At 49.8% G+C, this 24,859-nt stretch carries 21 protein-coding genes; 20 read left to right on the top strand and 1 reads right to left on the bottom strand.

The features are described from left to right. Positions 1-48 precede the first annotated feature (48 nt). Both DFR42_RS05080 and aceA read left to right on the top strand, forming a co-directional pair. The gene (locus tag DFR42_RS05080) at positions 49-2,373 is read left to right on the top strand and encodes a cellulase family glycosylhydrolase (RefSeq protein ID WP_170133414.1); all 2,325 of its coding nucleotides are present in this window, start codon (positions 49-51) and stop codon (positions 2,371-2,373) included. Positions 2,374-2,757: 384 nt separating this feature from the next. Next, positions 2,758-4,056 carry an isocitrate lyase gene (gene aceA, locus DFR42_RS05075; RefSeq protein ID WP_110253821.1) on the top strand — a complete coding sequence of 433 codons (1,299 nt, stop codon included), beginning with the start codon at positions 2,758-2,760 and terminating at the stop codon, positions 4,054-4,056. A 108-nt stretch (positions 4,057-4,164) separates the two neighbouring features. On the opposite strand, the gene DFR42_RS05070 is transcribed toward aceA, so the two are convergent. Next, entirely contained in the window at positions 4,165-4,956 is a 792-nt protein-coding gene (locus DFR42_RS05070; RefSeq protein WP_110253820.1) for a WecB/TagA/CpsF family glycosyltransferase, read from the bottom strand. Positions 4,957-5,077: 121 nt separating this feature from the next. Here DFR42_RS05070 and DFR42_RS05065 point away from each other — a divergent pair, with 121 nt between their 5' ends. The 18 genes from DFR42_RS05065 (at position 5,078) to bamC (ending at position 24,781) form a co-directional block, all read left to right on the top strand. Next, a complete protein-coding gene (locus DFR42_RS05065; protein ID WP_342766832.1) occupies positions 5,078-5,755 on the top strand; it encodes a phosphoribosylanthranilate isomerase in 678 nt (225 codons plus the stop codon). A 59-nt stretch (positions 5,756-5,814) separates the two neighbouring features. Then, positions 5,815-7,083, top strand: a complete 1,269-nt coding sequence (trpB, locus tag DFR42_RS05060; RefSeq protein ID WP_110253819.1) for a tryptophan synthase subunit beta — start codon at positions 5,815-5,817, stop codon at positions 7,081-7,083. Between the two features lie 138 nt (positions 7,084-7,221). Further along, a complete protein-coding gene (gene trpA, locus DFR42_RS05055; protein WP_110253818.1) occupies positions 7,222-8,028 on the top strand; it encodes a tryptophan synthase subunit alpha in 807 nt (268 codons plus the stop codon). An 85-nt stretch (positions 8,029-8,113) separates the two neighbouring features. After that, entirely contained in the window at positions 8,114-8,989 is an 876-nt protein-coding gene (gene accD, locus DFR42_RS05050; RefSeq protein ID WP_110253817.1) for an acetyl-CoA carboxylase, carboxyltransferase subunit beta, read from the top strand. A 55-nt stretch (positions 8,990-9,044) separates the two neighbouring features. Further along, positions 9,045-10,334 (top strand): bifunctional tetrahydrofolate synthase/dihydrofolate synthase, encoded by a 1,290-nt coding sequence (folC, locus tag DFR42_RS05045; RefSeq protein WP_110253816.1) that lies wholly within the window; start codon positions 9,045-9,047, stop codon positions 10,332-10,334. 62 nt (positions 10,335-10,396) lie between these two features. After that, positions 10,397-11,434, top strand: a complete 1,038-nt coding sequence (locus DFR42_RS05040; protein ID WP_110253815.1) for an SPOR domain-containing protein — start codon at positions 10,397-10,399, stop codon at positions 11,432-11,434. A gap of 19 nt (positions 11,435-11,453) precedes the next feature. After that, the gene (locus tag DFR42_RS05035; protein WP_110253814.1) at positions 11,454-11,942 is read left to right on the top strand and encodes a CvpA family protein; all 489 of its coding nucleotides are present in this window, start codon (positions 11,454-11,456) and stop codon (positions 11,940-11,942) included. A gap of 22 nt (positions 11,943-11,964) precedes the next feature. Then, positions 11,965-13,482: an amidophosphoribosyltransferase gene (gene purF / locus DFR42_RS05030; RefSeq protein WP_110253813.1), complete on the top strand. Its 1,518-nt coding sequence runs from the start codon at positions 11,965-11,967 to the stop codon at positions 13,480-13,482. Positions 13,483-13,727: 245 nt separating this feature from the next. Further along, entirely contained in the window at positions 13,728-14,675 is a 948-nt protein-coding gene (locus tag DFR42_RS05025; protein ID WP_110253812.1) for an ABC transporter ATP-binding protein, read from the top strand. Positions 14,676-14,728: 53 nt separating this feature from the next. Beyond that, a complete protein-coding gene (locus DFR42_RS05020) occupies positions 14,729-16,072 on the top strand; it encodes an ABC transporter permease (protein ID WP_110254245.1) in 1,344 nt (447 codons plus the stop codon). A gap of 177 nt (positions 16,073-16,249) precedes the next feature. Then, positions 16,250-18,565: a TonB-dependent receptor plug domain-containing protein gene (locus DFR42_RS05015; protein ID WP_110253811.1), complete on the top strand. Its 2,316-nt coding sequence runs from the start codon at positions 16,250-16,252 to the stop codon at positions 18,563-18,565. Positions 18,566-18,687: 122 nt separating this feature from the next. Continuing rightward, a complete protein-coding gene (locus tag DFR42_RS05010) occupies positions 18,688-19,578 on the top strand; it encodes a 3',5'-nucleoside bisphosphate phosphatase (RefSeq protein ID WP_245936827.1) in 891 nt (296 codons plus the stop codon). 63 nt (positions 19,579-19,641) lie between these two features. Then, on the top strand, positions 19,642-20,517 hold the full coding sequence (htpX, locus tag DFR42_RS05005) for a protease HtpX (RefSeq protein ID WP_110253810.1): 876 nt from the start codon (positions 19,642-19,644) through the stop codon (positions 20,515-20,517). Positions 20,518-20,570: 53 nt separating this feature from the next. Further along, positions 20,571-21,194 carry an L-threonylcarbamoyladenylate synthase gene (locus DFR42_RS05000; protein ID WP_110253809.1) on the top strand — a complete coding sequence of 208 codons (624 nt, stop codon included), beginning with the start codon at positions 20,571-20,573 and terminating at the stop codon, positions 21,192-21,194. 74 nt (positions 21,195-21,268) lie between these two features. Continuing rightward, positions 21,269-21,928 (top strand): site-2 protease family protein, encoded by a 660-nt coding sequence (locus tag DFR42_RS04995; RefSeq protein ID WP_110253808.1) that lies wholly within the window; start codon positions 21,269-21,271, stop codon positions 21,926-21,928. Positions 21,929-21,956: 28 nt separating this feature from the next. After that, entirely contained in the window at positions 21,957-22,550 is a 594-nt protein-coding gene (locus tag DFR42_RS04990; protein ID WP_110254243.1) for a class I SAM-dependent methyltransferase, read from the top strand. 99 nt (positions 22,551-22,649) lie between these two features. After that, positions 22,650-23,534 carry a 4-hydroxy-tetrahydrodipicolinate synthase gene (gene dapA / locus DFR42_RS04985; RefSeq protein ID WP_110253807.1) on the top strand — a complete coding sequence of 295 codons (885 nt, stop codon included), beginning with the start codon at positions 22,650-22,652 and terminating at the stop codon, positions 23,532-23,534. A gap of 77 nt (positions 23,535-23,611) precedes the next feature. Continuing rightward, positions 23,612-24,781 (top strand): outer membrane protein assembly factor BamC, encoded by a 1,170-nt coding sequence (gene bamC / locus DFR42_RS04980; RefSeq protein ID WP_110253806.1) that lies wholly within the window; start codon positions 23,612-23,614, stop codon positions 24,779-24,781. Positions 24,782-24,859 lie beyond the last annotated feature (78 nt).

Raw genomic sequence — 24,859 nt, 5'->3', positions numbered from 1 at the left:
GCCCTTTTTGCCATCAGATTGGTGCTGTTGAGCCTTGCCTGTTTGCATATGTCTTTCGCCCTTGCAGGTGATATTGCCTGGTATCGCTTTGAAGTCAATGAAGATGCCTTGTCGCCAGTCGTGAGTTTTGCTGGCCTGAATCACACTTTGGATGGCAGTGACAGGATATTCGTCAAGGAAGGCCATTTTTTCAGAGTGGGGGCAGATGGCAGGCCGGGCACCAAAGACGATGCGCGGGTGCGCTTCTTTGGCATCAGTTTTTCCAGTGCAGCCAATTTTCCAGAAGAAAAAGATGCACAAAAAATTGCCCGTCGCTTGCGTAAACTGGGTTTCAATGCCGTGCGCCTGCATCATCTCGACAGCATACTGAGCGACAGCCTGGACCAGCCTCGTGGTATTTTGACGACAGCAGCCTATCCCAGCTTCAATGAAACCTCCTTGAGGCGCTTGCGCGTCTTTATTGATGCGCTCAAGGCTGAGGGCTTATACATCAACCTGAACCTGCATGTGGGCTATCAGTTCCGTCCTGCCGTTGATCAGATCACACCCTTGATGGCGGGCGAGAAGATGCCTTTTGCCAGTCACCCCCTGCATTTGTTCGAACCGCGCATGATCAGTCTGCAGGCAGAATATGTGCAGCAATTGATGCGCAGGCTGGCTCTCAAGGATGAGCCTGCCCTGGCCATGGTGGAAATCAATAATGAATCGTCACTGCTTGGTGCATGGCAACGCAAGCAATTGGATGGTTTGACAGGTGAATATGAAAGGTCCTTGCAACAGCTATGGCAAAAATGGGTGTTGCGTCAGCATGGCAGTGCTGATAATGCCTGTAAGCTCTGGGATAGTTGTTCATATACACGCAAGGGTGTCATCAATGTCAAGTCATCAGAAAGCGGCATACTTGAATACGGTGAAGGCTGGGTCGCTGGCATGCAGCGCTTTTCGCGCCGTGCTATCAATAAGCTGGGCTGGGATACGCCAGAGTCACTGCAGCCGCAATACCTGCCGCATCAAAAGGGTAATGGGCGCAGGGTGCTGGATTATGTACGTTTTTTGTCTGAACTGGACCAGCAGTATCTGAATCTTTTGCGTAAAACAGTCAGGCAGGAGGCGGGGGATTTGCTGCCAGTGACAGGCACGCAGATGTATTTCGGTGGTGTTGCACTTGCTGATGCGCAGCAGCAGATGGATTATGTTGATGAACATTTTTATGTTGATCATTATGATTTTCCCCGTAAGGAATGGGACAGGAATGACTGGCGTATCCGCGATAGTTCAGTCTTGCGCGAGGGCTGGCAGTCGTTGTTGCAACGCGCTTTTGTGCGAGATGCGCGCAAGCCCTTTGTGGTCAGTGAGTTCAATCAGGCATTTCCGAACCGCCAGTCGGCAGAGATACTGCCTGTCATGAGCGCAGTCGCCAGTGCCCAGGATTGGGATGGTCTGTTCTTATTCCAGTATATAGATGGCGACCGCTGGCTTTCTGTGCCTGATAGTTTTGGCTTGAGTGGGCATAGCGGCCAATTGGTGGTCAATGGCATGGCAGCAAGCATGTTCAGGCAATTCCAGGTGCAGCCTTTGCCAACACAGATGAATATTACGCTTGCACCGGAAGAGCGTACCATGCTGGGCGCATTGCGTGATGGTGTCAGCGGCGGTGGCCTGCCTGCCTATTTGCAGACGCAATATGCAATTGACTACAAACATGCTTTCCATACACGCGTAGCCATGTTGTATGGCTCGCAGCCGAGGCCACTGGGGGCAGCAGGGCATACAGCCAAACTCTGGAATGAGCAGGAAATGCTCTGGTCCGCCCCTGGCGGGCAACTGCGTTACAGCGAGTCTGGCCCCTGGCTGGCGGCAGAAACCAGCTATACGCGTATTTTTGCCGGGCGCAAGGCACCAGTTCAGGCCGTATTGGATATAGATAAATTCTTGCCGGCATTCGCAGAAAAAGGCCGGCAATACGGCGTCATTATGTTGACCAGTCGTGACACCTTGCCCCTCAAAGATAGTCGTCACATGTTGCTGGTGCTCAGTGGCGCAACTGCAAGTACACAGCCAGGGGTGCAACCCGAAAGACCCAAGCAGTTGATTAATTACGAAGGGCAGGCTGCCTGGTGGACGCTGGAGCCAGATCTGGCAACTGCGACAAAACCTTCAGGCTCACTGGATGGCACTGCGCCAGCCTGGCTGGAACGTTTGCCCGTCACATTATTCCATGCCAGTAAAAGTAAAAAAATGACGGTCTATCCTCTGGACGGCAATGGTGTGCGCATGAAGGCTTTGCCGGATGGTGCAGTCAAGAAAAAAGCAGAAGGCTTTGAGCTGGCTTTTGACTTTCCGTCGCCATGGTATGAGCTTGTGCTGGAGTAGTTCCTTCGGACTAATATTTTTGAGTGCTTAGCTTGAAGAAACTGGAGTGATGTTGCTGCAACAAGGATTCTGCATAAGAAATTTGCAGTTTCCCGAGAGAATTTGAAACTTAATTTTCTTTGTGCAAAAAACTGAATTGCCAAATTTTATGATGTGAAATCAATTTTTCACATTGTGAAAAATACTGACTCGCTGCACAAATTATTTTTCTCATTCTAAGAAATATAATTTCACATCGCAAAAAATGAATTTTAAGTATTTGATTTTAAACGATTAAATATTTGTCATATGTCTTATATAAGACCTTGTTGCTCCGCAAAAAATACTCTATTATTTCTCTCAACGGATGCACCTTTTCATTTGATTTGCCCACAGGAGAGAAATATGACAACTCGCGCACAACAAGTAGCAGAATTGCAAAAAGACTGGGATACCAATCCACGCTGGAACGGTATCAAGCGTAATTACACGGCAGAAGACGTGGTTCGCCTGCGCGGCTCCATGAAGGTTGAGCACACTATCGCCAAAAACGGCGCGATCAAATTGTGGGATCTGGTGAATAACGAGCCTTTCATCAATGCTCTGGGCGCGCTGACTGGCAATCAGGCCATGCAGCAGGTTAAAGCTGGCTTGAAAGCCATCTACCTGTCTGGCTGGCAAGTTGCAGGTGACGCCAACGTTGCCGGCGAAATGTATCCTGATCAATCCCTGTACCCAGCCAATTCTGTACCACTGGTTGTTAAGCGCATCAATAACACACTGACACGCGCTGACCAGATCCAATGGTCTGAAGGCAAAGACGACATCGATTTCTTCGCCCCTATCGTGGCGGATGCTGAAGCCGGTTTCGGTGGCGTATTGAATGCTTTTGAACTGATGAAAGCCATGATCGAAGCAGGCGCATCTGGCGTTCACTTTGAAGATCAACTGGCTTCTGTTAAAAAATGTGGCCATATGGGCGGCAAGGTTTTGGTTCCTACCCGTGAAGCGATTGAAAAACTGAATGCAGCACGTCTGGCTGCTGACATCATGGGTACATCTACCGTGATTTTGGCCCGTACCGATGCTGAAGCGGCTGATTTGCTGACTTCTGACGTTGACCCTAACGATCAGCCTTTCTGCACAGGTGAGCGCACGGTTGAAGGCTTCTACAAAACCAAACCAGGTCTGGAACAAGCGATTTCCCGTGGCCTGGCTTATGCAGAATATGCTGATTTGATCTGGTGCGAAACTGGCAAACCAGATCTGGAATTTGCTAAAGCATTTGCTGACGCTATCCACGCCAAGTTCCCAGGTAAATTGCTGTCTTATAACTGCTCACCCTCTTTCAACTGGAAGAAAAACCTGGACGATGCAACGATCGCCAAATTCCAGAAAGAACTCGGCGCAATGGGCTACAAATTCCAGTTCATCACACTGGCAGGCTTCCATGCATTGAACTACGGCATGTTCAACCTGGCGCATGGTTATGCACGTCGCCAGATGTCTGCTTTCGTTGAATTGCAAGAAGCTGAATTCGCAGCAGCAGAAAAAGGCTTTACAGCCGTCAAACATCAACGTGAAGTTGGTACTGGTTACTTTGATGCTGTGACGCAAACTATCCAGCAAGGTAAGTCTTCCACGACAGCTTTGCATGGATCTACGGAAGATGAGCAATTCTTCGATGCAAAAAAAGTGGCATAAGTATTTAAAGTAATCTCCCAAGAAAAAACCGCACAGATTGTTATCTGTGCGGTTTTTTTATCGTTTTACCCAAACTTAGAGTACAGTTTGCTGGAATTTTTTTGGAATTCAGCGCATTTGCTTTTGTATTTTTCTCTCACGCAGCAAGAGTCCGACAAAGCGCCAAGCCTGCGTTGTGTATCTTTGCCATAGGCGGCGCGGTTCGCTGGCCAGACGCCAGAACCATTCCATGCCTATCTTTTGCATCCATAGGGGCGCACGTTTTTTCTGTCCCAATGCAAATTCCATAGCTGCACCTACGCACAATATCAACGGCACATTATCAGTAGTGAATTGCGCACGATAGCGAAACGCCAGTCTTTCCTGCTTGGGCATACCCAGGCAAATGAAAAGGATATTTGGTTTTACAGCTTGTATGCGCTGTATTGCCTGATCACTTTCAGCGCCGTCGGCAGTGAATTGCATGGACGGGCAAAAAATATCAACCTTGAGGCCAGGGTAAGTCCTGGCAAAAGATTCCAGCAACAGGCTTTCTTGCCCCGGCATGCCGCCTAAAACAAAAATCGACAAATCCTTTTCTATACAGCCTCGGCATAGAGACACAAACAAATCCGCACCAGTCACGCGCTCCGGCAAGGGCAGGGCGCACATTTTGCTGGCCCAGATAATCGGCATGCCATCGGCAAAAATATAATCTGAAGTTGCATAAAGGGTTTTGAACTCAGGCTCATATTCGAGCTTGGTCATATGATCCACATTTGGCGTCACCACCACGCGGCTGGCATGATCACGGCTGCTGGCAACTTCCAGCAAATGCTGATTGGCATCTGCAAAGCGCATATTGCAGATATCCAATCCGAACAGGCGGGTAATGAGCAGATGTGTCGCTGTTGAATTCATGATTTGTATGGCTGAAGTGGTAAATTAATTATCGCATAAGAGATGTACGGAAATGTTCAGGGTATGAGGAGTAAATGGATTAAGCAGGTAAAATAAAGCAAACTAAAAATCGGTGGCATCCATGCAACACAATATGCAACACAAAACAAGAATCAAAATTTGCGGCTTAACCCGACCAGAAGATGTGCGATTCGTTGTCGCGGCTGGGGCTGATGCCTTGGGTTTTGTTTTTTATCCACCCAGTCCGCGCTATGTCGCACCTGATACCGCCGGAGCTTTGCTAAGCGGAATGCCTCCTTTCGTCATGTCGGTGGGCCTGTTCGTCAATATCGATGAAGCAGGCTTGCAAGATGTCATTAGCAAGGCTCCCGTGCAACTGCTGCAATTCCACGGCGATGAAACGCCTGAGCAATGTGCCAGCCTGGCGGCCAGTGTCAATCGTCCTTTTATTCGTGCTTATCGCGTCAAAGCTGACACAAGGCCTGAGGATTTGCTAGAATGTGAGCAGTCTTATCGTAAGGCTAGTCCTTTATTCAGTGGTTTATTGCTAGATACCCATGTTGATGGGTATGGCGGTAGTGGAAAGGTTTTTGATTGGTCTCTCATTCCAAAAGAGCTCGCGCCTCGGGTCGTTTTAAGTGGTGGCTTGAGCGTACAGAACGCGACTGGCGCAGTTAGTCAGGTTCGCCCGTTTGCGGTTGATATCAGCAGTGGTGTCGAGGCGGCAAAGGGTATCAAGGATGAGGCCAGCGTGCGCGCGTTTATTGCTGCGGTGCGTCTGGCAGACAATCAGGAATAGTGATGTCGCTTGGGTAGCTGCCCATTGCATCGCTTTCAAGCCAGTTTGAAGGAAAGAAAATGAAAGAACTCCAGCCTTTGGATGCTCAGTTCGAGCGCCAGTCTATCGCCGGTCAGGCAATTTACCAGTCAGCTCAATATCATTTACCCGATTCACGTGGTCATTTTGGTCAGTTCGGCGGCACTTTCGTGTCCGAGACGCTGACTCATGCGCTGACGGAGCTTAAAGAAGCCTACGCCAAATTCCAGCATGATGCTGAGTTTCTGGAAGAGTTTCGCAATGAATTGAAGTATTTTGTCGGTCGTCCATCTCCTGTGTATCACGCCAAACGCTGGTCTGATCTGATGGGTGGGGCGCAAATCTATTTCAAGCGTGAAGACTTGAATCATACTGGTGCGCACAAGATTAACAATGTGATCGGCCAGGCTCTGTTGGCCAAGCGCATGGGCAAGCCGCGTGTGATTGCCGAGACTGGCGCAGGCCAGCACGGCGTGGCCACTGCCACCATCTGCGCCCGTTTTGGTCTGGAATGCGTGGTGTATATGGGGTCGGAAGACGTCAAGCGCCAGGCGCAAAATGTATATCGCATGAAATTACTGGGTGCGACTGTAGTGCCGGTAGAGTCCGGTTCCAAGACCCTGAAAGATGCGCTGAACGAAGCCATGCGTGACTGGGTCGCGAACGTCGATAATACTTTTTACATCATAGGCACTGTGGCTGGCCCGCATCCTTATCCCATGATGGTCAGGGATTTTCAGTCGGTGATAGGGGAAGAATGCCTGTGGCAGATGCCTGAGCAAACCGGCCGCCAGCCAGACCATGTGGTGGCTTGCGTAGGTGGTGGCTCAAATGCCATGGGTATTTTTTATCCTTACATTGATCATCAGCAAGTCAGGCTCATCGGTGTGGAAGCTGCAGGCGAGGGGCTGGACAGTGGAAAGCATTCCGCTTCTTTGACTGCCGGCTCACCAGGCGTACTGCATGGTAACCGTACTTACTTGCTGCAGGATGAAAATGGCCAGGTCATCGAAACGCACTCTGTGTCGGCGGGTCTTGATTACCCAGGCGTAGGTCCTGAACACGCATGGTTGAAAGAAAGTGGTCGTGCGCAATACGTGACCATTACTGATGATGAGGCACTCAAGGCTTTTCATGACTGTTGCCGTATAGAGGGCATTATCCCTGCGCTGGAATCCAGCCACGCTCTTGCCTATGCGGCTAAGCTGGCAGCGACTTTGCCTAAGGATAAGATCGTCCTGGCAAATCTGTCTGGCCGTGGTGACAAGGACATGCATACCGTGGCCGAACGTGCCGGGTTGAAGTTCTGATTCGCCTTTGAGCATACATGCGGGCGCATACATATAGGAGTGCGACCTGCATGTCTTCCCTATTAAGAATTGAGACTGATGCCATCGCAGGAATGAAGTCCTGGACAGCGTATAGCGCATCAAATAAGGACCAACAAGATGTCAAGAATTCAAAATACCATGGCTGCTTTGGCGGCAAGCAATAAAAAAGGTTTGATCCCTTTCATCACCGCAGGTGACCCTGCACCTGAATTAACTGTGCCTTTAATGCATGCTCTGGTCGAGGGCGGCGCCGATATTATTGAGCTGGGCGTGCCGTTTTCTGACCCTATGGCAGATGGTCCCGTCATTCAGCGCGCTTCTGAAAGAGCGCTGCAATTTGGAGTTGGCTTGCGGGATGTATTACAATTCGTCCGCGAATTCCGGCAAAGTAATCAAAAGACACCGGTTGTGCTCATGGGTTATGCCAATCCCATAGAGCGCATGGGACAGGATGCATTCATCGCCAAGGCTGCTGAAGTTGGTGTGGATGGTGTGCTGGTAGTAGATTACCCGCCGGAAGAATGTGAAGAATTTGCAAGTAAAATGCAGCAACAGGGGATGGATACTATTTTCCTGCTGGCACCTACATCAACTGATGAGCGTATAGCGCAAGTTGGTAAAATTGCCAGTGGTTATGTGTATTATGTGTCACTGAAAGGTGTCACCGGTTCTGGTGCGCTGGATCTGGATGCGGTTGCCGCCATGATTCCGCGTATCAAAAAGCATGTCAGCGTGCCGGTGGGCGTGGGCTTTGGCATACGTGACGGAGCGACGGCGAGAGCCATTTCCACAGTGTCGGATGCCGTGGTAATAGGCTCGCGTATCATCCAGGAACTGGAAAATACCCCGCGTGGAGACATAGTTGCCGCAGTTGCTGCAGTGAAAAGCTTTATTTCTGGTGTCAGACAGGCTTTGGACGAGTAAAATACGCGCCTGACTGGTTCTTTTACCAGAATGAACCTGATGCTGGGTTGTTAAAAAGACAGCCTGGCGGCCATAAGGAGAAAACATGAGTTGGTTAGAAAAACTGTTACCACCGCGCATACAACGCTCGGAATCTGCAAATCGTAAGTCGATTCCTGAAGGTTTGTGGGTCAAGTGTCCCTCTTGCGAAGCGGTGCTCTACCGTTCTGATCTGGAAGCCAATATCCATGTTTGCCCCAAATGCAGCCATCATTTGCGCATAGGTGCACGTGAGCGCCTGGATGCCTTGCTCGATGCAGGCGGCCGTTATGAAATCGGCCAGGAAGTCTTGCCTATCGATACGCTGAAATTCAAAGACAGCAAAAAATACCCTGACCGTTTGAAAGATGCGCTGGAAACTACAGGTGAGACTGATGCCATGGTCGTCATGGGTGGTTCCATCATGGCCGTGCCTGTGGTGGCAGCTTGCTTTGAATTTGAATTCATGGGCGGCTCCATGGGTTCTGTTGTTGGTGAGCGCTTCGTGCGTGGCGCGCAAGCCGCGCTGGAACAAAAAGTACCTTTCATCTGCTTTACCGCTACTGGTGGTGCACGTATGCAAGAGGGCTTGTTGTCCCTGATGCAGATGGCAAAAACCACTTCCATGCTGACCAAGCTGTCTGAAAAGAAACTGCCTTTCATCTCTGTGCTGACTGACCCTACCATGGGTGGTGTTTCCGCTTCTTTCGCCTTTTTGGGTGACGTGGTGATTGCCGAGCCCAAGGCTTTGATCGGCTTTGCTGGCCCGCGCGTGATTGAAAATACTGTGCGTGAAAAATTGCCGGAAGGCTTCCAGCGTTCTGAATTCCTGCTGCAAAAGGGCGCAATTGACATGATCGTTGACCGTCGCAAAATGCGTGAAGAAATCGCGCGTTTGCTGGCGCTGTTGCAAAACCAGCCCGCTGAAGCAGTATCCTCCTGATTTATAGTGAATATCCAATAAGCCCGAAGCATTTTGTTCGGGCTTTTTTTATCTTATGACAAATTTACCTGCCACCCTGGCTGACTGGCTGGCCGTACTCGAAACCCGCCATTCCAAAGAAATTGATATGGGCCTGGACCGCGTTGCTGCGGTCAAGAACAAACTGGCCATCCACTATGATTGTCCTGTCATCATGGTCGCGGGCACCAATGGCAAAGGTTCTACCTGCGCCATGCTGGAAGCGGTGCTGATGCAGGCTGGTTACCGTGTTGGCCTGTACAGCAAGCCGCATTTCCTTGACTTCAATGAACGTGCCCGCATCAATGGCGAGATGGTCAAGGATGATGTTTTCATTTCCACTTTCAATGCCGTTGAAGAGGCACGTGGTGATATCTCGCTGACTTACTTTGAATTTACTACCCTGGCAATTTGCAAATTGCTGGCTGATGCCAGGCTCGATGTGGTCATCCTTGAAGTTGGCCTCGGTGGTCGCCTGGATGCGGTGAATGTCATTGATGCCGATGTCTCCATCGTCACCAGTATCGATATCGATCATATTGATTACCTTGGCGATACCCGAGAAAAGATAGGATTTGAAAAAGCTGGCATCTTTCGTCCGGGTAAGGCTGCGATTTGTGGCGATCCTTTGCCGCCTCAGTCCCTGATCGATCATGCCAATGCCATAGGTGCTGATCTATGGCTGTTTGGACGAGATTTCAACTATAACGGTGACAAGCAACAGTGGAATTTTGCAGGCCGCAGCCAGCGCCGTAATTCCCTCGGCTACCCCAGTCTGCGTGGCGCCAATCAGCTCTTGAATGCGTCTGCTGTACTGGCTGCGCTGGAGGCCCTGAAGCTGGAATTGCCAGTTGGCGCGCAAGAAGTGCGTACTGGTCTGGTCATGGTAGATTTGCCGGGGCGTTTCCAGGTTATGCCTGGTCGCCCGACCGTGGTGCTGGATGTGGCGCATAATCCGCACGCAGCGGCTACGCTGGCGCAAAATCTCGACAATATGGGCTTTCATGCCTATACCTATGCAGTATTTGGTTCCATGCTGGATAAAGATATCGATGGCGTGATTGCTCAACTGAAAGATAAAGTTGATCACTGGTACATCACGGCCTTGCCTTTGCCGCGGGCAGCCCCAATTGAGGTGTTGAAAGACAAATTGATTGCAGCCGGAGTGCTGGCAGATACCGAAAAAACTGTCACTGGTTTTGATACACCAGAGCAGGCTTATGCGGCAGCCATCAGCAAAGCGGGCGAAAATGATAGAATAGTGGTCTTTGGATCTTTCCTGACGGTTGCAGGTGTGATGCCCGCCCGCCGTTCGGCACTCCATTGATGTTTTTTGCCAGAGGGTTTGTTGATGACAAGCCCCTTGGCTAACTAACCAGAAATTTGCACATGGGTTTGCTCTCGCGTTTTACACAGAAGCAAGAAACTTCCGATACTCAGGACAGTGGCGAATTCCGTTCCCGCGCCGAAGAAGAGAGTATTGAAACTCGTTCCAGGACAAAAAAGGCCGAGCCCAGAAGGCGCTCCAAGGTCAATGATCCCATACTGCCAGAAAAAAAACGCGCCAGGCGTCGCCTGATAGGCGCAGTTGCCCTGGCATTGGCTGCCATCATAGGTTTGCCCATGATACTGGATTCTGACCCCAAGCCTTTGGCTGATGATATCAGCATCCGTATCCCGTCCAAGGACAAAGTGGCAGATGCGGCGGATGTTGTAGCGCCCAAAACCCGGAGTTCGCTGCCAGTTGAGCCACCAGAAGAGATCATAGAAGTGCCAGCTTTGCCAAAAAACAAAGTTGCCGCAAATGAGAATGCGGACAGACAGATAAAAACGGCCACGACTACAGTTGCGCCCGCTACTGTCCCGAATAAACCTGAAATAAAAACAGAAACCAAGCCGCTTGCAAAAGTGGAAGCCAAGCCTGAGCCAAAAGTTGAGGTAAAGCCCATACAAACTCCTTCCAAGCCGGTGGAGAAGGAAGTCGTGACGGCAAGAAACGAGGCTAAAGCTGAAATTAAACCTGAAGCAAAGCAAGCCGAAGCCAAGCCAGTCAAGACTGAAGCAAAACCTGCTGTTGCCAAACCTGGCAGCGGCGATGACGAAGCTGCCCGTGCTTTGGCCATACTTGAAGGTAAAGCGCCTCCGGTAGCCAAGCCAGTTGTCAGCAAGCCTGAATCTGCTGAAAAACCAGCTGAAAAATCATCTTATACAGTGCAGGCGGGTGCATTTTCTACTCAGTCCAAAGTCGATGAAGTGCAAGCGAAACTCAATGCTGCCAATATCCGTTCCTATACACAAAAAATCATCACGACGAATGGCGAAGTGACAAGAATCAGGGTTGGCCCCTTTGCATCAAAGGAAGAGGCAGATAAAATGCGCGCCAAATTGAGCAAGCTGGGTTTGAGTGCCAGCTTGCCGCCTAACTAGTAAGTAAGGAATATCTGGCGTGACCTTGTTTGATTATCTCGTGCTCCTGATCCTGGTTTGTTCTATCGTGATCAGTACGTTGCGCGGTTTAATTAAAGAAATTTTGTCACTGGTCAGCTGGATAGTCGCATTTGTGATTGCCAATGCCTATAGTGATGTATTGGCGACCTGGTTGCCGTCTGTAGTGCCCGGACAAATGTTGCGCCTGATCGTGGCCTTCATTGCACTGTTCATTGGGGTGCGCCTGATCATGGCGCTCATCATGCTGGCGGTGGATGCCCTGATCAAGGCCAGTGGCCTGACCTTGGCAGACCGCGGTCTGGGTGGACTGTTTGGCCTGGCACGGGGTTGTATTCTGGTGCTGGCTGGCGTTCTGGTATGCGGGATGACATCCATACCCCAGCAGACATTCTGGACTGAAGCCTGGCTCAGTCCGCTCGCAGAAGCTGCAGCGCGCACAGTGATACCGCTGTTGCCGACCTCGGTTTCGGAGCATGTAAAGTTTTAATTGTTTTTTTTAGGAGTCCACCATGTGTGGCATCGTAGGCGTATTTTCAAATAATCCTGTCAATCAATTGATTTATGACGCGCTGCTGTTGTTGCAGCATCGCGGTCAGGATGCAGCCGGTATCGCAACAAATCATGGCAATAAATTTGCCATGCATAAAGCGAATGGTCTGGTGCGTGACGTTTTCCGTACCCGCAATATGCGTTCTCTGCCGGGTAATGTCGGCATTGGTCAGGTGCGTTATCCAACTGCCGGTTCTACCAGCGAAGAAGAGGCACAACCGTTTTATGTCAATGCACCGTTTGGTATCGTGCTGGCACACAATGGTAACCTGACCAATGCGGTAGAACTGAAGATAGAATTGTTCAAGAATGACCGCCGTCATCTGAATACAGATTCTGACTCTGAAGTCTTGCTCAATATCCTCGCGCATCAGATACAGGAAGTCACCAGTGGTTATTCGCTGGACCCTGAAGGCCTGTTCCGTGCGGTATCCATGCTGCACAGGCGCGTGCGTGGCTCCTATGCCGTTGTTGCGCAAATCTCTGGTTATGGCTTACTGGCTTTCCGTGATCCATTTGGTATCCGTCCTTTGTGCGTCGGTGTTTCACAAACTGACAACGGTGCTGAATACATGATCGCCAGCGAATCTGTTGCCCTTGAAGGCCTGGGCTTCAAGTTCCTGCGTGATGTTGAACCGGGTGAAGCCCTGTTCATCGACATGGATGGCAAGCTGCATACCCAGCAATGTGCGGACAATCCTAGTCTGAATCCATGTGCATTTGAATATGTCTATCTGGCTCGTCCTGATTCCATTATCGATGGTGCTTCGGTTTACCTGACACGCCTGAAAATGGGGGAATACCTGGCCGAGAAAGTACGTAATCAATTCCGCGATGGTGAAATTGATGTGGTCATGCCTATCCCTGATTCTTCCCGTCCATCAGCGATGGAACTGGCACTGAAACTGAACCTGGATTATCGCGAAGGCTTTATCAAGAATCGCTACATAGGCCGTACTTTCATGATGCCAGGCCAGGCGATACGTCGCAAATCTGTGCGTCAGAAACTCAATGCCATCGGTTCTGAATTCAAGGGCAAAAGCGTTTTGCTGGTCGATGACTCTATCGTTCGTGGCACTACCAGCCGTGAAATCGTGCAAATGGCACGTGAATCTGGCGCCAAGCGCGTGATTTTTGCTTCTGCTGCACCACCAGTGCAATTCCCTAACGTCTACGGTATCGACATGCCTACCCGTAGTGAATTGATTGCTTATGGCCGTAGTGAAGAAGAAGTTTGTCGCGAAATCACGGCAGACGCTCTGGTTTATCAGGATGTCGCTGCCATGAAGCGTTCGATTTCTGATGTGAATCCATTGTTGAAAAACATAGAAGCTTCCTGCTTTGATGGTTTTTATATTACAGGCGATGTCACACCAGGTTATCTAGACAAGCTGGAAACGGCACGCAATAGCCCGCGCCCGGATACTGAAGATTTGCTGCGTTCACAGTTGAATTTGAATCTGGCTGCTGCAGATTGAAGAGCAACCTAAGCTAAACTGTTAATAGTAATTGGCATGGCGACAAAAGCCTGCACGCATTGAGCGCGCAGGCTTTTGTTATTGTAGGCGTGCGAAAAAACGATAAATCCGTAATTTTTCTATAAATTTAGTGCCATAACGGCGATATTTGTTGCTATCTGGTTCCAGGTTTGCCGACTTGTTTGCCGTAAAAGCATTGTTTGAACTACCATTGTTGACACTGCTTCTTCAATAAAGGCATTCCCATGACAAGCGCGCTGCTGGATGTTCAACATTTGACCAAGGCTTATGCTGCACGCAAGGTTGTTGATGATGTTTCCTTTTCTGTCATGCGGGGCCAGACGCTGGGTTTGCTGGGGCCAAATGGTGCAGGCAAGTCAACCACGGTCAGCATGATTTGTGGCTTGCTGCAGCCAGATCAGGGCAAGGTGTTGCTGGATGGACAAACCATGGGCGCGGGTAATAATGCCGTCAAATTCAAGATTGGCCTGGTGCCACAAGATCTGGCGCTATATGAAGATCTGTCAGCCAGAGAAAATCTGAAATTATTCGGTGCCTTGTACGGACTCTCTGGTGGCAAGTTGCAGCAGCGTTGCGATGCCGTGCTTGATCTGGTTAATCTGCTCGACAGGGCAGGTGACAAGCCATCGACATTTTCTGGTGGGATGAAGCGTCGTCTGAATATCGCGGCAGCACTGTTACATGACCCTGAATTATTGATACTTGATGAACCGACAGTAGGTGTTGATCCGCAAAGTCGCAATGCGATTTTTGATAGTCTGGATGTTTTGAAATCACAAGGACGTACGCTGATCTATACCAGTCATTACATGGAAGAGGTCGAGCGACTGGCTGACCATATCGTGATTATCGATCATGGTAAAGTCATCGCCAATGAAACCCCGGCAGACCTGTATCGCCGCCTGCCCGCAAAAGCGGCATTAAGGCTGGATTTGCTGACTGCAATTGCAGAGACTGATGTTGCCGCCCTGAGTATCTTGCCCGGTGTGGACAGCGTGCATATGTCTGATCAAGGCAAGCATCTGGATGTGGCGCTGACTGAACATGAAGTGGCGGTGGGTCTGCTCAACTGGCTTGCCAAGGCAGGTTACAAGACTGGCCATTTTGCGACTGCGAAGACCAATCTCGAAGCAGTATTCCTGACGCTGACCGGACGTAGTTTGCGCGATTGAAATCAGCTTGCTTAAAACGATGCCGTAAGACTGTGAATGACTGAGGGAATATGATGACCGCCTTGATTGCATTGATACGGAAAGACCTGATACTGTTTTTGGCAGACCGCCGTGCCTTGTTGCTCAATTTGGTCATGCCCATCTTGCTGGGGGCTTTCTTTGGATTTGTCACTGGTGGCAAGGACACAAAAGACGCAGCAAAGATAGAGATCGCAGTAATCAGCCAGGATAATCATGTCATCAGCCAGAAAATAGTAAAAGGCTTGAAAGACGAACCCACTTTGCTGGTCAAAGAACTGCCCTTGGAAGAGGCCAAGGCTCTGGTATTGAAGGGCAAGCTCAACATGGCAGTGCTGATACCTGAGAAATTTGGCGAACGTGCAGGTGGGGCATTATTTGGTGGTAAGGAAAAACCTGAACTCGCCATTTTCTATGACCCTTCGCAAACAGCTGTGCTGGCGATGGTCAAGGGCATGCTGACGCAGCAAGTCATGCAAAGCGTTAGTGCTGAAATGTTCAACGGTAAAAGCGGAAGCAATTTTGTTGACCAGACTTTGCAAGATTTGGAGAAGGTGGATAAGAGTAATAAGGAAGCAGGGGAATTGCATGATTTTCTTGGCAGCCTGAAAAAATTCCAGCTGAGTCAACAGACAGCCAAGGGCGCTGGCGCGGCAAGTGCTTCAGCTGCGGCAGAAAATGCAAACGCTGGAAATACAAATGCTGGCAATGCAAATGCTGGACTGAGCATGCCATTCGTCACCAGGGATCAGGCAATGACCGCAGGCGACCCCGCTGCCAATAAATACAATGGCTATGCTCATTCATTTGCAGGCATGAGTGTGCAGTTTATTTTGTTCATGGCGATTGATGCAGGGATAGGTGTATTGATGGCGCGGCGACTGGGTTTGTGGAATCGCCTGCTGGCGGCCCCGGTAGGCTTGAATACCGTATTGATAGCCAGGGCCTTGTCTTGTGCGCTGATAGCCTGCTTTCTCATGTGTTTCATCTTCCTGGTCGCTGTTCTGGTGTTTAAAGTGCATATTGCAGGTAGCCTGCCTGGGTTTATTGCTGTGGTCATTTCATTCTCACTCATGACAGCGAGCTTTGGTTTATTGATTGCCGCCTTTGGCAAAACACCTGAGGCAGCGCGTGGCATCTCTGTATTCGCGACCCTGATCATGGTGATGCTGAGTGGTGCCTGGATGCCATCTTTCATGTTCCCGCAGTGGCTGCAAACGGCGACACTGGCCGTGCCCACGCGCTGGGCCGTGGATGGTCTGGATGCCATGACATGGCGTGGACTGGGGCTGGATGCAGCCTTGCCTGCGGTAGGTGTGCAACTGGCTTTTGCGGCTGTTTTTGGTGTCATAGCACTATGGCGGTTTCGTAAAAACTGATTAACCACAGTTCTTGTCTGGTATCGCAAAGTAACTGGTATGGACTTGCTGTTTCAATTCCATACAAATATCGGGCGGCCGTCGCTGGTATTCAGGCTTGCTTAAAAATACAATCTTGGCATGAGAGCGCAGGACTAGCTTGCGCTCATGCAGTGTTGTGTTTTTTGTTTGAAGCCTATGTATCCACAATTAAGATTGCGTACTCTGACACTGGCAGTCGCCAGTGTTTTCTCGGTAAGTTCATTTGCTTATGCGCAAACGACTTCATCCGAGCCTGCCAAAAATTCTGAAGAAAATACGCAGAACGTCAAGCCTAAAGCCAAGTCTGAGGACAAGAAGGCAGTAGCGCCTGCGAACGACGGAATACAGAAAGTCACCATCAGTGGTGGCCGTAGCGACCAGGAAGAGCGCCGCCAATCCACCGCCGCCAAGATTATTTTCGGCAGGGAAGAACTGGACCGTAATGGCGACAGTAGCCTGGGTGAAGTGCTCAAGCGCTTGCCTGGCGTTACTGTTGGTGGGCGTCCTGGCCGTGGTGGTGACATACGCATGCGCGGCATGGGCAATGGCTATACCCAGATATTACTCAATGGTGAAAGAGCGCCCCGTGGTTTTTCCATGGACAGCCTGACACCTGATCAGGTAGAACGCATAGAAATTATCAGGGGTTCAGTTGCAGAATACAGTACCCAGGCAATTGCCGGCACCATCAACATCGTCTTGCGTGAAGAGTACAAGCAAAAAGATATCGATCTGAAATTGTCGCTGGCTTATGAAGAGGGCAGGCTGGCACCAAATGTATCGCTGACAGTGCCTGGTGAAATTGGTAGCTTGTCGTACGCACTGAGTGGTTCTGTTTTTCAGAATCGTCAGCATGATGAAGGGAGTACTTTTACCAATTCTTATGACCACGGTGCTGAGCGTCCCGCTCAGACTTTGATACAGAATCAATATGATCAAACCAATAGGAAAACGACGGGCATTCATCTGACACCGCGTTTCAATTATAAGTTTGAAAATGGTGACACCTTGATGGTGCAACCATTCCTGATGAATTCACGCAGTGATTCCAGTACTCAAAGCACGGTGAGCGAAATTTATCGCACTCCTAAAACAGACCCTGACATGAAAACTGTTGATGATTTTGCAGTGGCAACCGGATCTGCTCGTGCAGAGACAACGTTCTTGCGCGGTTTTGGTAACTGGCAGCATAAGTTCGAAGATAACTCGAAGCTGAATATCAGATTTGGCGGTGGTCTCGGCAAGATGGAAAGCAATTCCTTGCGCTACCAGTTTGATAAGGATGGCAAGCAGATAGACGTGATCAGCGACGTCAACAATACCCGGGACAGCAGTATCAATACTGGTGGTAAATTCACCATGCCTTATGGTGAAGGCCATACTTTGGCGGCGGGCTGGGATCTGGAAATGGGCAAGCGCAGCCAGACCCGTATTTCGCTGGATAATGGCAAGGCGCAGTTTGCAGAGTCAGGTGATAATCTGGATGCAAATACCCGCCGCCTGGCAGTTTTTGCGCAAGATGAGTTTGATATCAATGCACAGTTTTCTGCCTACGCAGGTTTGCGCTGGGAAGGCATCAGAACCAGCAGCACCGTTGCAGGGCAGGCAATAGAAAATACCAGCAGTGTCTGGAGCCCGGTCCTGCATGGTGTCTGGCGTATTCCTGGCGCTGGCAAAGACCAGATCAGGGCCAGCCTGACGCAAAGTTATCGCGCGCCAGCATTGAATGATTTGATCGCTGTGACCAGTATTTCCAATCAGAACAGTGTTTTTCGTCCTGACCGTACTGGTAATCCATATTTGAAACCAGAGCTGTCCAAGGGTATTGATATCGCCTATGAACACTACCTGACACGGGCGGGTATAGTCAGTGCCAATTTTTTTGTCAGAAATATTGATAATCTGATTCGCAGAAACACAGAGGAAGTTCAAGTTTTGGATACGACTGATGGTAAATACAAACCGCGTCAAGTGTCCAAGCCCGTGAACATTGGTCACGCAACGACCAAAGGCATAGAACTGGAAGCGAAATTTCAATTGCAGGAATTCTTCCCGGATGGCCCGGCTATTGATGTACGCAGCAACTATAGTCATTTCTGGTCCAGTGTGGATGACATCAAGGGACCGAATAATCGCCTTGACCAGCAGCCTACGCAAACTGCCAATTTTGGCCTCGATTATCGTCCAGCAGGGATTCCGCTGACGGTAGGTGGCAATATCAACTGGACGCCTGCCTATGAGATACAAAGCAGCAATATCCAGATCAATCAGACAGGTATAAAGCGCCAGCTTGATCTGTATGGTTTGTGGAAATTCAGCCCGAACTTGCAAGTGCGTTTGTCTGCCAATAATCTGCGGGCTAATGATTATCAGAGCGGCAGTATCATTAACTCTGACTCACTCAACCGTATTGATTACAACACATCCAAAACCTACACCACCTGGACTTTGCGTGTAGAGATGAAACTGTAAGTCATGCCATAAATACAAAGGATCGTGCAGTGCAGCACGATCCTGTCACGAAGAGTACAATACTTGCATAAGGCGGTGCATAGGCAAGTAATTCCTGGCTAAAACAGGCAGTCCGGGGAAAGATGAAGACCGTCAGCCTGATTTTCATCGTATTCATCATGTTATCTCCAGAATTAAATGCCGATTTGCATAGCCATTCCATCGTCTCTGATGGCGTGCTGGCACCAGCTCAACTTGCCGCACGCGCCAAAACCAATGGTGTCGATGTCTGGGCCTTAACTGATCATGATGAAGTGCGTGGCATTCCCGAGGCGCGCGAAGCGGCTCTTGACCTGGGGATGATTTATATTCCTGGTGTAGAAATTTCTATCACCTGGGCTGGTAAGACTATCCACATCGTCGGCCTTAATCTCGACGAAACCAATCCTGATCTGGTCAATGGCCTGGCACAAACCCGCTCTGGCCGTGAGCGCAGGGCGCGGGATATGGCTGCCGAACTGTCAAGCAAGGCTGGGATAGAGAACAGCTATGAGGGCGCGCTTAAATACGTCGGCAATCCAGATTTGATTTCACGTTCTCATTTTGCCCGTTACCTGGTTGAGATCGGTGTCTGCGCGACAGTATCCGATGTCTTCAGACATTACCTGGCAGATGGCAAGCCTGGTTTCGTGCCACACCGCTGGGCTAGCCTGAGTGAGGCAGTGGGCTGGATACGCGGTGCTGGTGGCGTGGCCGTGGTGGCGCATCCGGGACGCTATGACCTTAGCCCGCTGGCATATGATGCCTTTTTCACTGAATTTAAAAACCTTGGCGGCATTGCCATAGAAACCGTCACAGGAAGTCACTCGGTCGATCAATATGATGAGTACACCAGGATTGCTGCTCATTACGGTTTCTTGTCTTCACGTGGCTCGGACTTTCATTCTCCGCAGGATGCAGAAGTCGACATAGGTCGTTTGCCAGCTTTACCAAAAATGGCAAAACCAGTGTGGGAACAATGGTCGCTGCCTTGAAAACGCTGGCTTAAGCCATATTTAACAGGGCATTAATCGTGTAATTCTCCAAGGGAGGTCTTCATGAAACGTATAGTCCTGTTTTTGCTGACAAATCTGGCGGTTGTTGCCGTCATGTCCGTGGTCTTGTCTTTACTGGGCGTTAACCGGTTTTTAACGGCTAATGGGCTGCAACTGTCGACCCTGCTGGTATTTTCTCTGGTAGTTGGTTTTACTGGTGCCATTTTCTCCCTGTTGATCAGTAAGCCCATGGCAAAATGGTCAACTGGTGCCAAGGTGATAGAGTCACCCTCTACATCGACAGAGTTCTGGCTGGTGAATACTGTGAAAACTCTCTCTGAGAGAGCTGGCATCGGTATGCCAGAAGTGGCGATATATAATGGTGAAGCGAATGCCTTTGCCACCGGCGCTTTTAAAAATTCTGCCCTGGTAGCTGTTTCCACCGGTTTGCTTGAAGGTATGACGCGGGAAGAAGTGGAAGCTGTACTGGGGCATGAAGTTGCCCATATCGCCAATGGCGACATGGTGACCATGACTTTGATACAGGGTGTAGTGAATACTTTTGTGGTTTTCCTGGCGCGGGTGGTTGGTTATGCTATCGATAAAGCAGTATTTCGCAATGGTAATGACGACAGGCCTGGCATAGGCTATATGATCACCGTATTTGTATGTGAGATACTGTTCGGGATCGCTGCTTCTTTGATTGTTGCCTGGTTTTCGCGTCAACGAGAATTTCGTGCAGATGCGGGTTCAGCCAAATTGCTGGGCAACCGCCAACCCATGATGCACGCTTTGGCAAGGCTGGGGGGTATGCAGCCGGGCGCATTGCCACAATCCATGGCAGCATCAGGCATTAGTGATAAATCAGGCTGGAGTGCTTTGTTTTCTACCCATCCTCCGCTGGAACAACGTATTGCCGCATTGCAAAATATGCGTTAATTTTCGGTAATTAATTTTGCGGCGGTAGCAGAGCTACCGCCTTTCTTCTTTTTATGAGCCAATTTTTTCAAATTCATCCTGATAATCCGCAACTGAGACTGATCAAGCAGGCAGTGCAGATTATCGATAATGGCGGCATCGTTGCCTTGCCTACTGACTCTTGTTATGCCCTGGTATGTCACCTGGACGACAAGGATGCGGTTACGCGCCTGCGCAAAATTCGTGGTGTCGATGAAAAACATCATCTGACCTTGCTGTGCCGCGACCTGTCAGAAATTTCTCTGTATGCCAAGGTCGACAATCGCCAGTACCGCATGTTGAAAGCGGCAACGCCAGGGCCGTACACTTTCATACTCGAAGCGACCAAGGAAGTGCCGCGTCGCCTGAGTCATCCATCACGCAAGACCATAGGCCTGCGCGTGCCTGAAAATTCCATCACCCACGCCTTGCTGGAAGAGTTGAAGCAGCCTTTGCTGGGTACGACACTGATACTGCCAGATGAAGAAGAGCCTTTGACTGATCCTGAGCAAGTCAGGGACAGGCTGGCGAAGCTCGTCGATCTGGTCATTGATGGTGGTGCCTGCAGCCTGGTGCCAACCACGGTGATCGATATGACCGGGGATGCACCTGGGCTGGTGCGCCAGGGACGCGGTGACGTTGCCTTGTTTGGGCTGTAATCCCTCAGTTCGACCGATAGTGCAACTGAAAATTTTCTTGCATTCTAACCACTTAGAACAAATAGAGCTGATACATGAATGAACTGATACAAACCGTCCTGGTTTATGCCTTGCCCGTTGTTTTTGCCATTACCCTGTATGAGGCGGCGCGTGGCTATGCGGCGCGCTACTTTGGTGACACAACCGCGCAGGCGCAAGGGCGCTTGAGTTTTAATCCCATGGTGCATATCGATCCCATGGGTACGCTGGTCATACCTGTGGTTCTTTATCTGGTGACGCAGGGCGCATTCTTGTTTGGTTATGCCAAACCCATGCCACTCAATTACTCCATGTTGCGCGATCCAAAAAAGAATTTGAAATGGATAGCCTTGTCTGGTCCTGCAGTTAATCTGCTCATGGGTTTTGCATGGATGTTGTTGTCCATCCTGCTTGTCGCACTGTCTGTCGAAGAACCGTTTTTCTCAAAAATGGCACGTGCGGGTGTGCTGACCAACCTCGCCATGTTTGCGTTTCATTTATTGCCTATCCCACCTCTGGCTGGCGGACAGATTATATTGAGCCTGTTGCCTCATGCCCAGGCCTATAAGTATGCAAAGATAGAGCCTTACTGTTTCTTTATCCTCATAGGTCTGGCCTTGCTTCATGTTTTGCAGTACTGGATGGTTCCTTTGATGACTGTGGGCAGCTATGTTTTGCAGTTGCTGGCATCACCTTTTATCGCCTTGCTGACTTGAGTCTGCGGTTTTAGGGGGGATGTTGACGATGCAGGTGAAACATGATGAGAGTGGTGTGCATCAGGCTGCTACGCCTTCTCTCTGGTTAAAGCGGTTTTCTCATTTGTTGAAGGCGCAGAATGGGAAAGTACTGGATCTGGCCTGTGGTAGCGGCAGAAATAGCTTTTACCTGCATGACTCAGGGCTGTCTGTTCTGGGTCTGGATAAAAGTGATCAGGGCTTCCTGGCCTTGCATGCGGCTGGCATAGAAACACAGCTACATGATCTGGAGTATGGCGAGGTCGGTTATGACTGGCCATTTGCTGAGCATAGTTTTGCTGCCATCATCGTCTGCAATTATCTGCACCGCCAATTATTTCCGCACTTGCTCAGCAGTTTGAAGCCGGACGGCATACTGATTTACGAAACCTTTGCTGCTGGCAATGAAAATTTTGGTAAACCCTCTAATCCTGCTTTTTTATTACGCCCCGGCGAACTTCTTGAGCAAATGCAGTCTAATCCCCAGGTGGAGATGAGCATTATCGCTTACGAGGATGGCTATGTAGAGCAGCCCAAACCAGCCATGGTGCAGCGTATTTGTGCCAGAAAAGCTGGAAAAATCAGTGCTTTGGATAAGCTTTGAAGCAAATGCCTACAAGTTTAGAGGCTTATTCCAGCTATTTGCGCCCCGACCAGCAGTGTATCCGCTACAATCAGGGTTTTACTTTTTTCTTGCATTAACATGACAAAGATTCAGGGTAGTCTGGTTGCGATCGTAACCCCCATGCATGCAGATGGCAGTCTTGATTTGCCATGTTTGCGCAAATTGATAGACTGGCATATTGCCGAAGGTACAGATGGCATCGTGATCGTTGGCACGACAGGTGAATCACCTACTGTTACTGTTGAGGAACATTGTGAACTGATACGCGTGGCTGTTGAGCATGCCAATAAACGTATCCCTATCATCGCCGGTTCTGGCGGTAACTCCACTGAAGAAGCCATTGCCCTGACCAAGTTCGCGAAACAGGCTGGTGCTGATGCCTCTTTACAAGTCGTGCCTTACTACAACCGTCCTACCCAGGAAGGCATGTACCAGCACTTCAAGAAAATTGCTGAATCTGTTGATATTCCTGTCATTTTGTACAATGTTCCTGGTCGTACAGTGGCAGACATGTCGAATGAGACTATACTGCGTCTGGCGCAAGTTCCTGGCATTATTGGTGTCAAGGATGCAACGGGTAATATTGCCCGTGGTACCGACCTGATACGCCTGGCACCAGCTTCGTTCGCCGTCTATTCCGGTGATGATGCAACGGCAGTCGCGCTGATGCTGTACGGCGGCAAGGGTAATATCTCGGTGACAGCCAATGTAGCTCCCAAAGCCATGCATGAATTGTGTGCGGCCGCCATGCGTGGTGATGTCAAGGAAGCCATTGCCATCAATAACCGCCTGATTCCCTTGCACAATAAATTGTTTATTGAACCCAATCCATTGCCAGTGAAGTGGGCCATGGTGGAAATGGGTTTGATACCAACCGGTCTGCGTTTGCCTTTGGTGACGATGGCTGAGCAATATCATGAAACCGTTCGCGCAGCGATGCGTGAAGCTGGTGTATTACAATGACTTCCTTTGAACGGCTAGGTAACTCGCACGTTTGCTTCACGCAGTTTTAATTGATAATAATTCGTAGGGACTTTCACATGGCAAAAAGCTTTGTTGCTAAAAACGGCATCATAGGCGCATTAGCGCTGGCAGGTTTGACTGGCTGTAGTTCAATAGGCAATATTCTCGAACCTAACAAGATCGACTATAGAAGCGCCAGTAAAACAACGTCGGCATCTTTGGAGGTGCCACCTGATTTGACGCAAATTCGTCGCGATAATCGTTTTTCCATCCCTGAAGCAAACAAAAGCAGTGCTACAGCATCCAGTTACAATCTGGAAAAAGGAAATAAAGTTGCCAGCAGTGGCAATAGCGGCGTAGTCGCTGCCAAGCAAGTCCAGAACATGCGCATAGAGCGTAATGGCACGACTCGCTGGCTGGTGGTAAAAGACACGCCTGAATCTCTGTGGCCACAGTTGAAAGACTTTTGGCAAGAGCTGGGTTTCCTGATCAATGTAGAAAATCAGGAAGCTGGTGTCATGGAAACCGACTGGGCAGAAAATCGCGCCAAAATCCCTCAGGACATCATCCGCAATACCTTGGGCAAAGTACTTGACTCTCTGTATTCCACAGGCGAACGGGATAAATTCCGTACCCGTCTTGAACGTGGTGCAAATGGCGAGGTAGAAATCTACATCAGCCATCGCGGCGCGCAAGAAGTGCTGGTTGGTGCACAAAAAGATGGTACGGTTTGGACACCTCGTGCAGTTGATCCTGGCCTGGAAGCAGAATTCCTGTCCCGCCTGATGGTACGCCTGGGTAGTGACGGTGAAAAAGCAAAAACTGCAGTGGCTGCGCCTAGTGCACCTGGCAAGGCTCGTTCGCAATTGCTGAAAAACGATGGCAAAACCTATGTTGAAGTCGATGAGGCATTTGACCGCTCCTGGCGCAGGGTAGGTCTGGCGCTGGATCGCATAGGCTTTACAGTGGAAGACCGTGACCGCTCACAAGGTTTGTATTTTGTCCGTTATGTTGACCAGGACATTGATGCCAAGACCAAAGGTGCAAGCGAAGGCTTCTTCTCGCGCCTGTTCTCGTTCGGTTCTTCCAGCGATGCGACAAAAAATGCACAGAAATACCGTATCCAGGTCAAGAATGCCGCCAGTGGCGACATCAGCCTGGTGTCGGTACACAATAGCGATGGCAAAGTAGACTCTTCACCAGTGGCAGAGAAAATCCTGCAATTGTTGAATGATCAACTGAAATAAGCTGCATGCATCAATAAAAAAGCGAGGTCTCTGGCCTCGCTTTTTTGCTTTTTATGTTTATGTAATTAAGCCAAGTAT

The organism is Undibacterium pigrum, from assembly GCF_003201815.1.
Lineage (GTDB): Bacteria > Pseudomonadota > Gammaproteobacteria > Burkholderiales > Burkholderiaceae_D > Undibacterium > Undibacterium pigrum.
The sequence above is the reverse complement of the archived record's forward strand: the minus strand, read 5'-3'. Positions and strand labels throughout refer to the sequence as shown.

Excerpts from the sequence above, each read along its gene's own strand:
- DFR42_RS05080 (WP_170133414.1), top strand. The coding sequence starts at position 49 with ATGTCTTTCGCCCTTGCAGGTGATATTGCCTGGTATCGCTTTGAAGTC.
- aceA (WP_110253821.1), top strand. The coding sequence starts at position 2,758 with ATGACAACTCGCGCACAACAAGTAGCAGAATTGCAAAAAGACTGGGAT.
- DFR42_RS05070 (WP_110253820.1), bottom strand. The coding sequence starts at position 4,956 with ATGAATTCAACAGCGACACATCTGCTCATTACCCGCCTGTTCGGATTG.
- DFR42_RS05065 (WP_342766832.1), top strand. The coding sequence starts at position 5,078 with ATGCAACACAATATGCAACACAAAACAAGAATCAAAATTTGCGGCTTA.
- trpB (WP_110253819.1), top strand. The coding sequence starts at position 5,815 with ATGAAAGAACTCCAGCCTTTGGATGCTCAGTTCGAGCGCCAGTCTATC.
- trpA (WP_110253818.1), top strand. The coding sequence starts at position 7,222 with ATGTCAAGAATTCAAAATACCATGGCTGCTTTGGCGGCAAGCAATAAA.
- accD (WP_110253817.1), top strand. The coding sequence starts at position 8,114 with ATGAGTTGGTTAGAAAAACTGTTACCACCGCGCATACAACGCTCGGAA.
- folC (WP_110253816.1), top strand. The coding sequence starts at position 9,045 with ATGACAAATTTACCTGCCACCCTGGCTGACTGGCTGGCCGTACTCGAA.
- DFR42_RS05040 (WP_110253815.1), top strand. The coding sequence starts at position 10,397 with ATGGGTTTGCTCTCGCGTTTTACACAGAAGCAAGAAACTTCCGATACT.
- purF (WP_110253813.1), top strand. The coding sequence starts at position 11,965 with ATGTGTGGCATCGTAGGCGTATTTTCAAATAATCCTGTCAATCAATTG.
- DFR42_RS05025 (WP_110253812.1), top strand. The coding sequence starts at position 13,728 with ATGACAAGCGCGCTGCTGGATGTTCAACATTTGACCAAGGCTTATGCT.
- DFR42_RS05020 (WP_110254245.1), top strand. The coding sequence starts at position 14,729 with ATGACCGCCTTGATTGCATTGATACGGAAAGACCTGATACTGTTTTTG.
- DFR42_RS05015 (WP_110253811.1), top strand. The coding sequence starts at position 16,250 with ATGTATCCACAATTAAGATTGCGTACTCTGACACTGGCAGTCGCCAGT.
- DFR42_RS05010 (WP_245936827.1), top strand. The coding sequence starts at position 18,688 with ATGAAGACCGTCAGCCTGATTTTCATCGTATTCATCATGTTATCTCCA.
- htpX (WP_110253810.1), top strand. The coding sequence starts at position 19,642 with ATGAAACGTATAGTCCTGTTTTTGCTGACAAATCTGGCGGTTGTTGCC.
- DFR42_RS05000 (WP_110253809.1), top strand. The coding sequence starts at position 20,571 with ATGAGCCAATTTTTTCAAATTCATCCTGATAATCCGCAACTGAGACTG.
- DFR42_RS04995 (WP_110253808.1), top strand. The coding sequence starts at position 21,269 with ATGAATGAACTGATACAAACCGTCCTGGTTTATGCCTTGCCCGTTGTT.
- DFR42_RS04990 (WP_110254243.1), top strand. The coding sequence starts at position 21,957 with ATGCAGGTGAAACATGATGAGAGTGGTGTGCATCAGGCTGCTACGCCT.
- dapA (WP_110253807.1), top strand. The coding sequence starts at position 22,650 with ATGACAAAGATTCAGGGTAGTCTGGTTGCGATCGTAACCCCCATGCAT.
- bamC (WP_110253806.1), top strand. The coding sequence starts at position 23,612 with ATGGCAAAAAGCTTTGTTGCTAAAAACGGCATCATAGGCGCATTAGCG.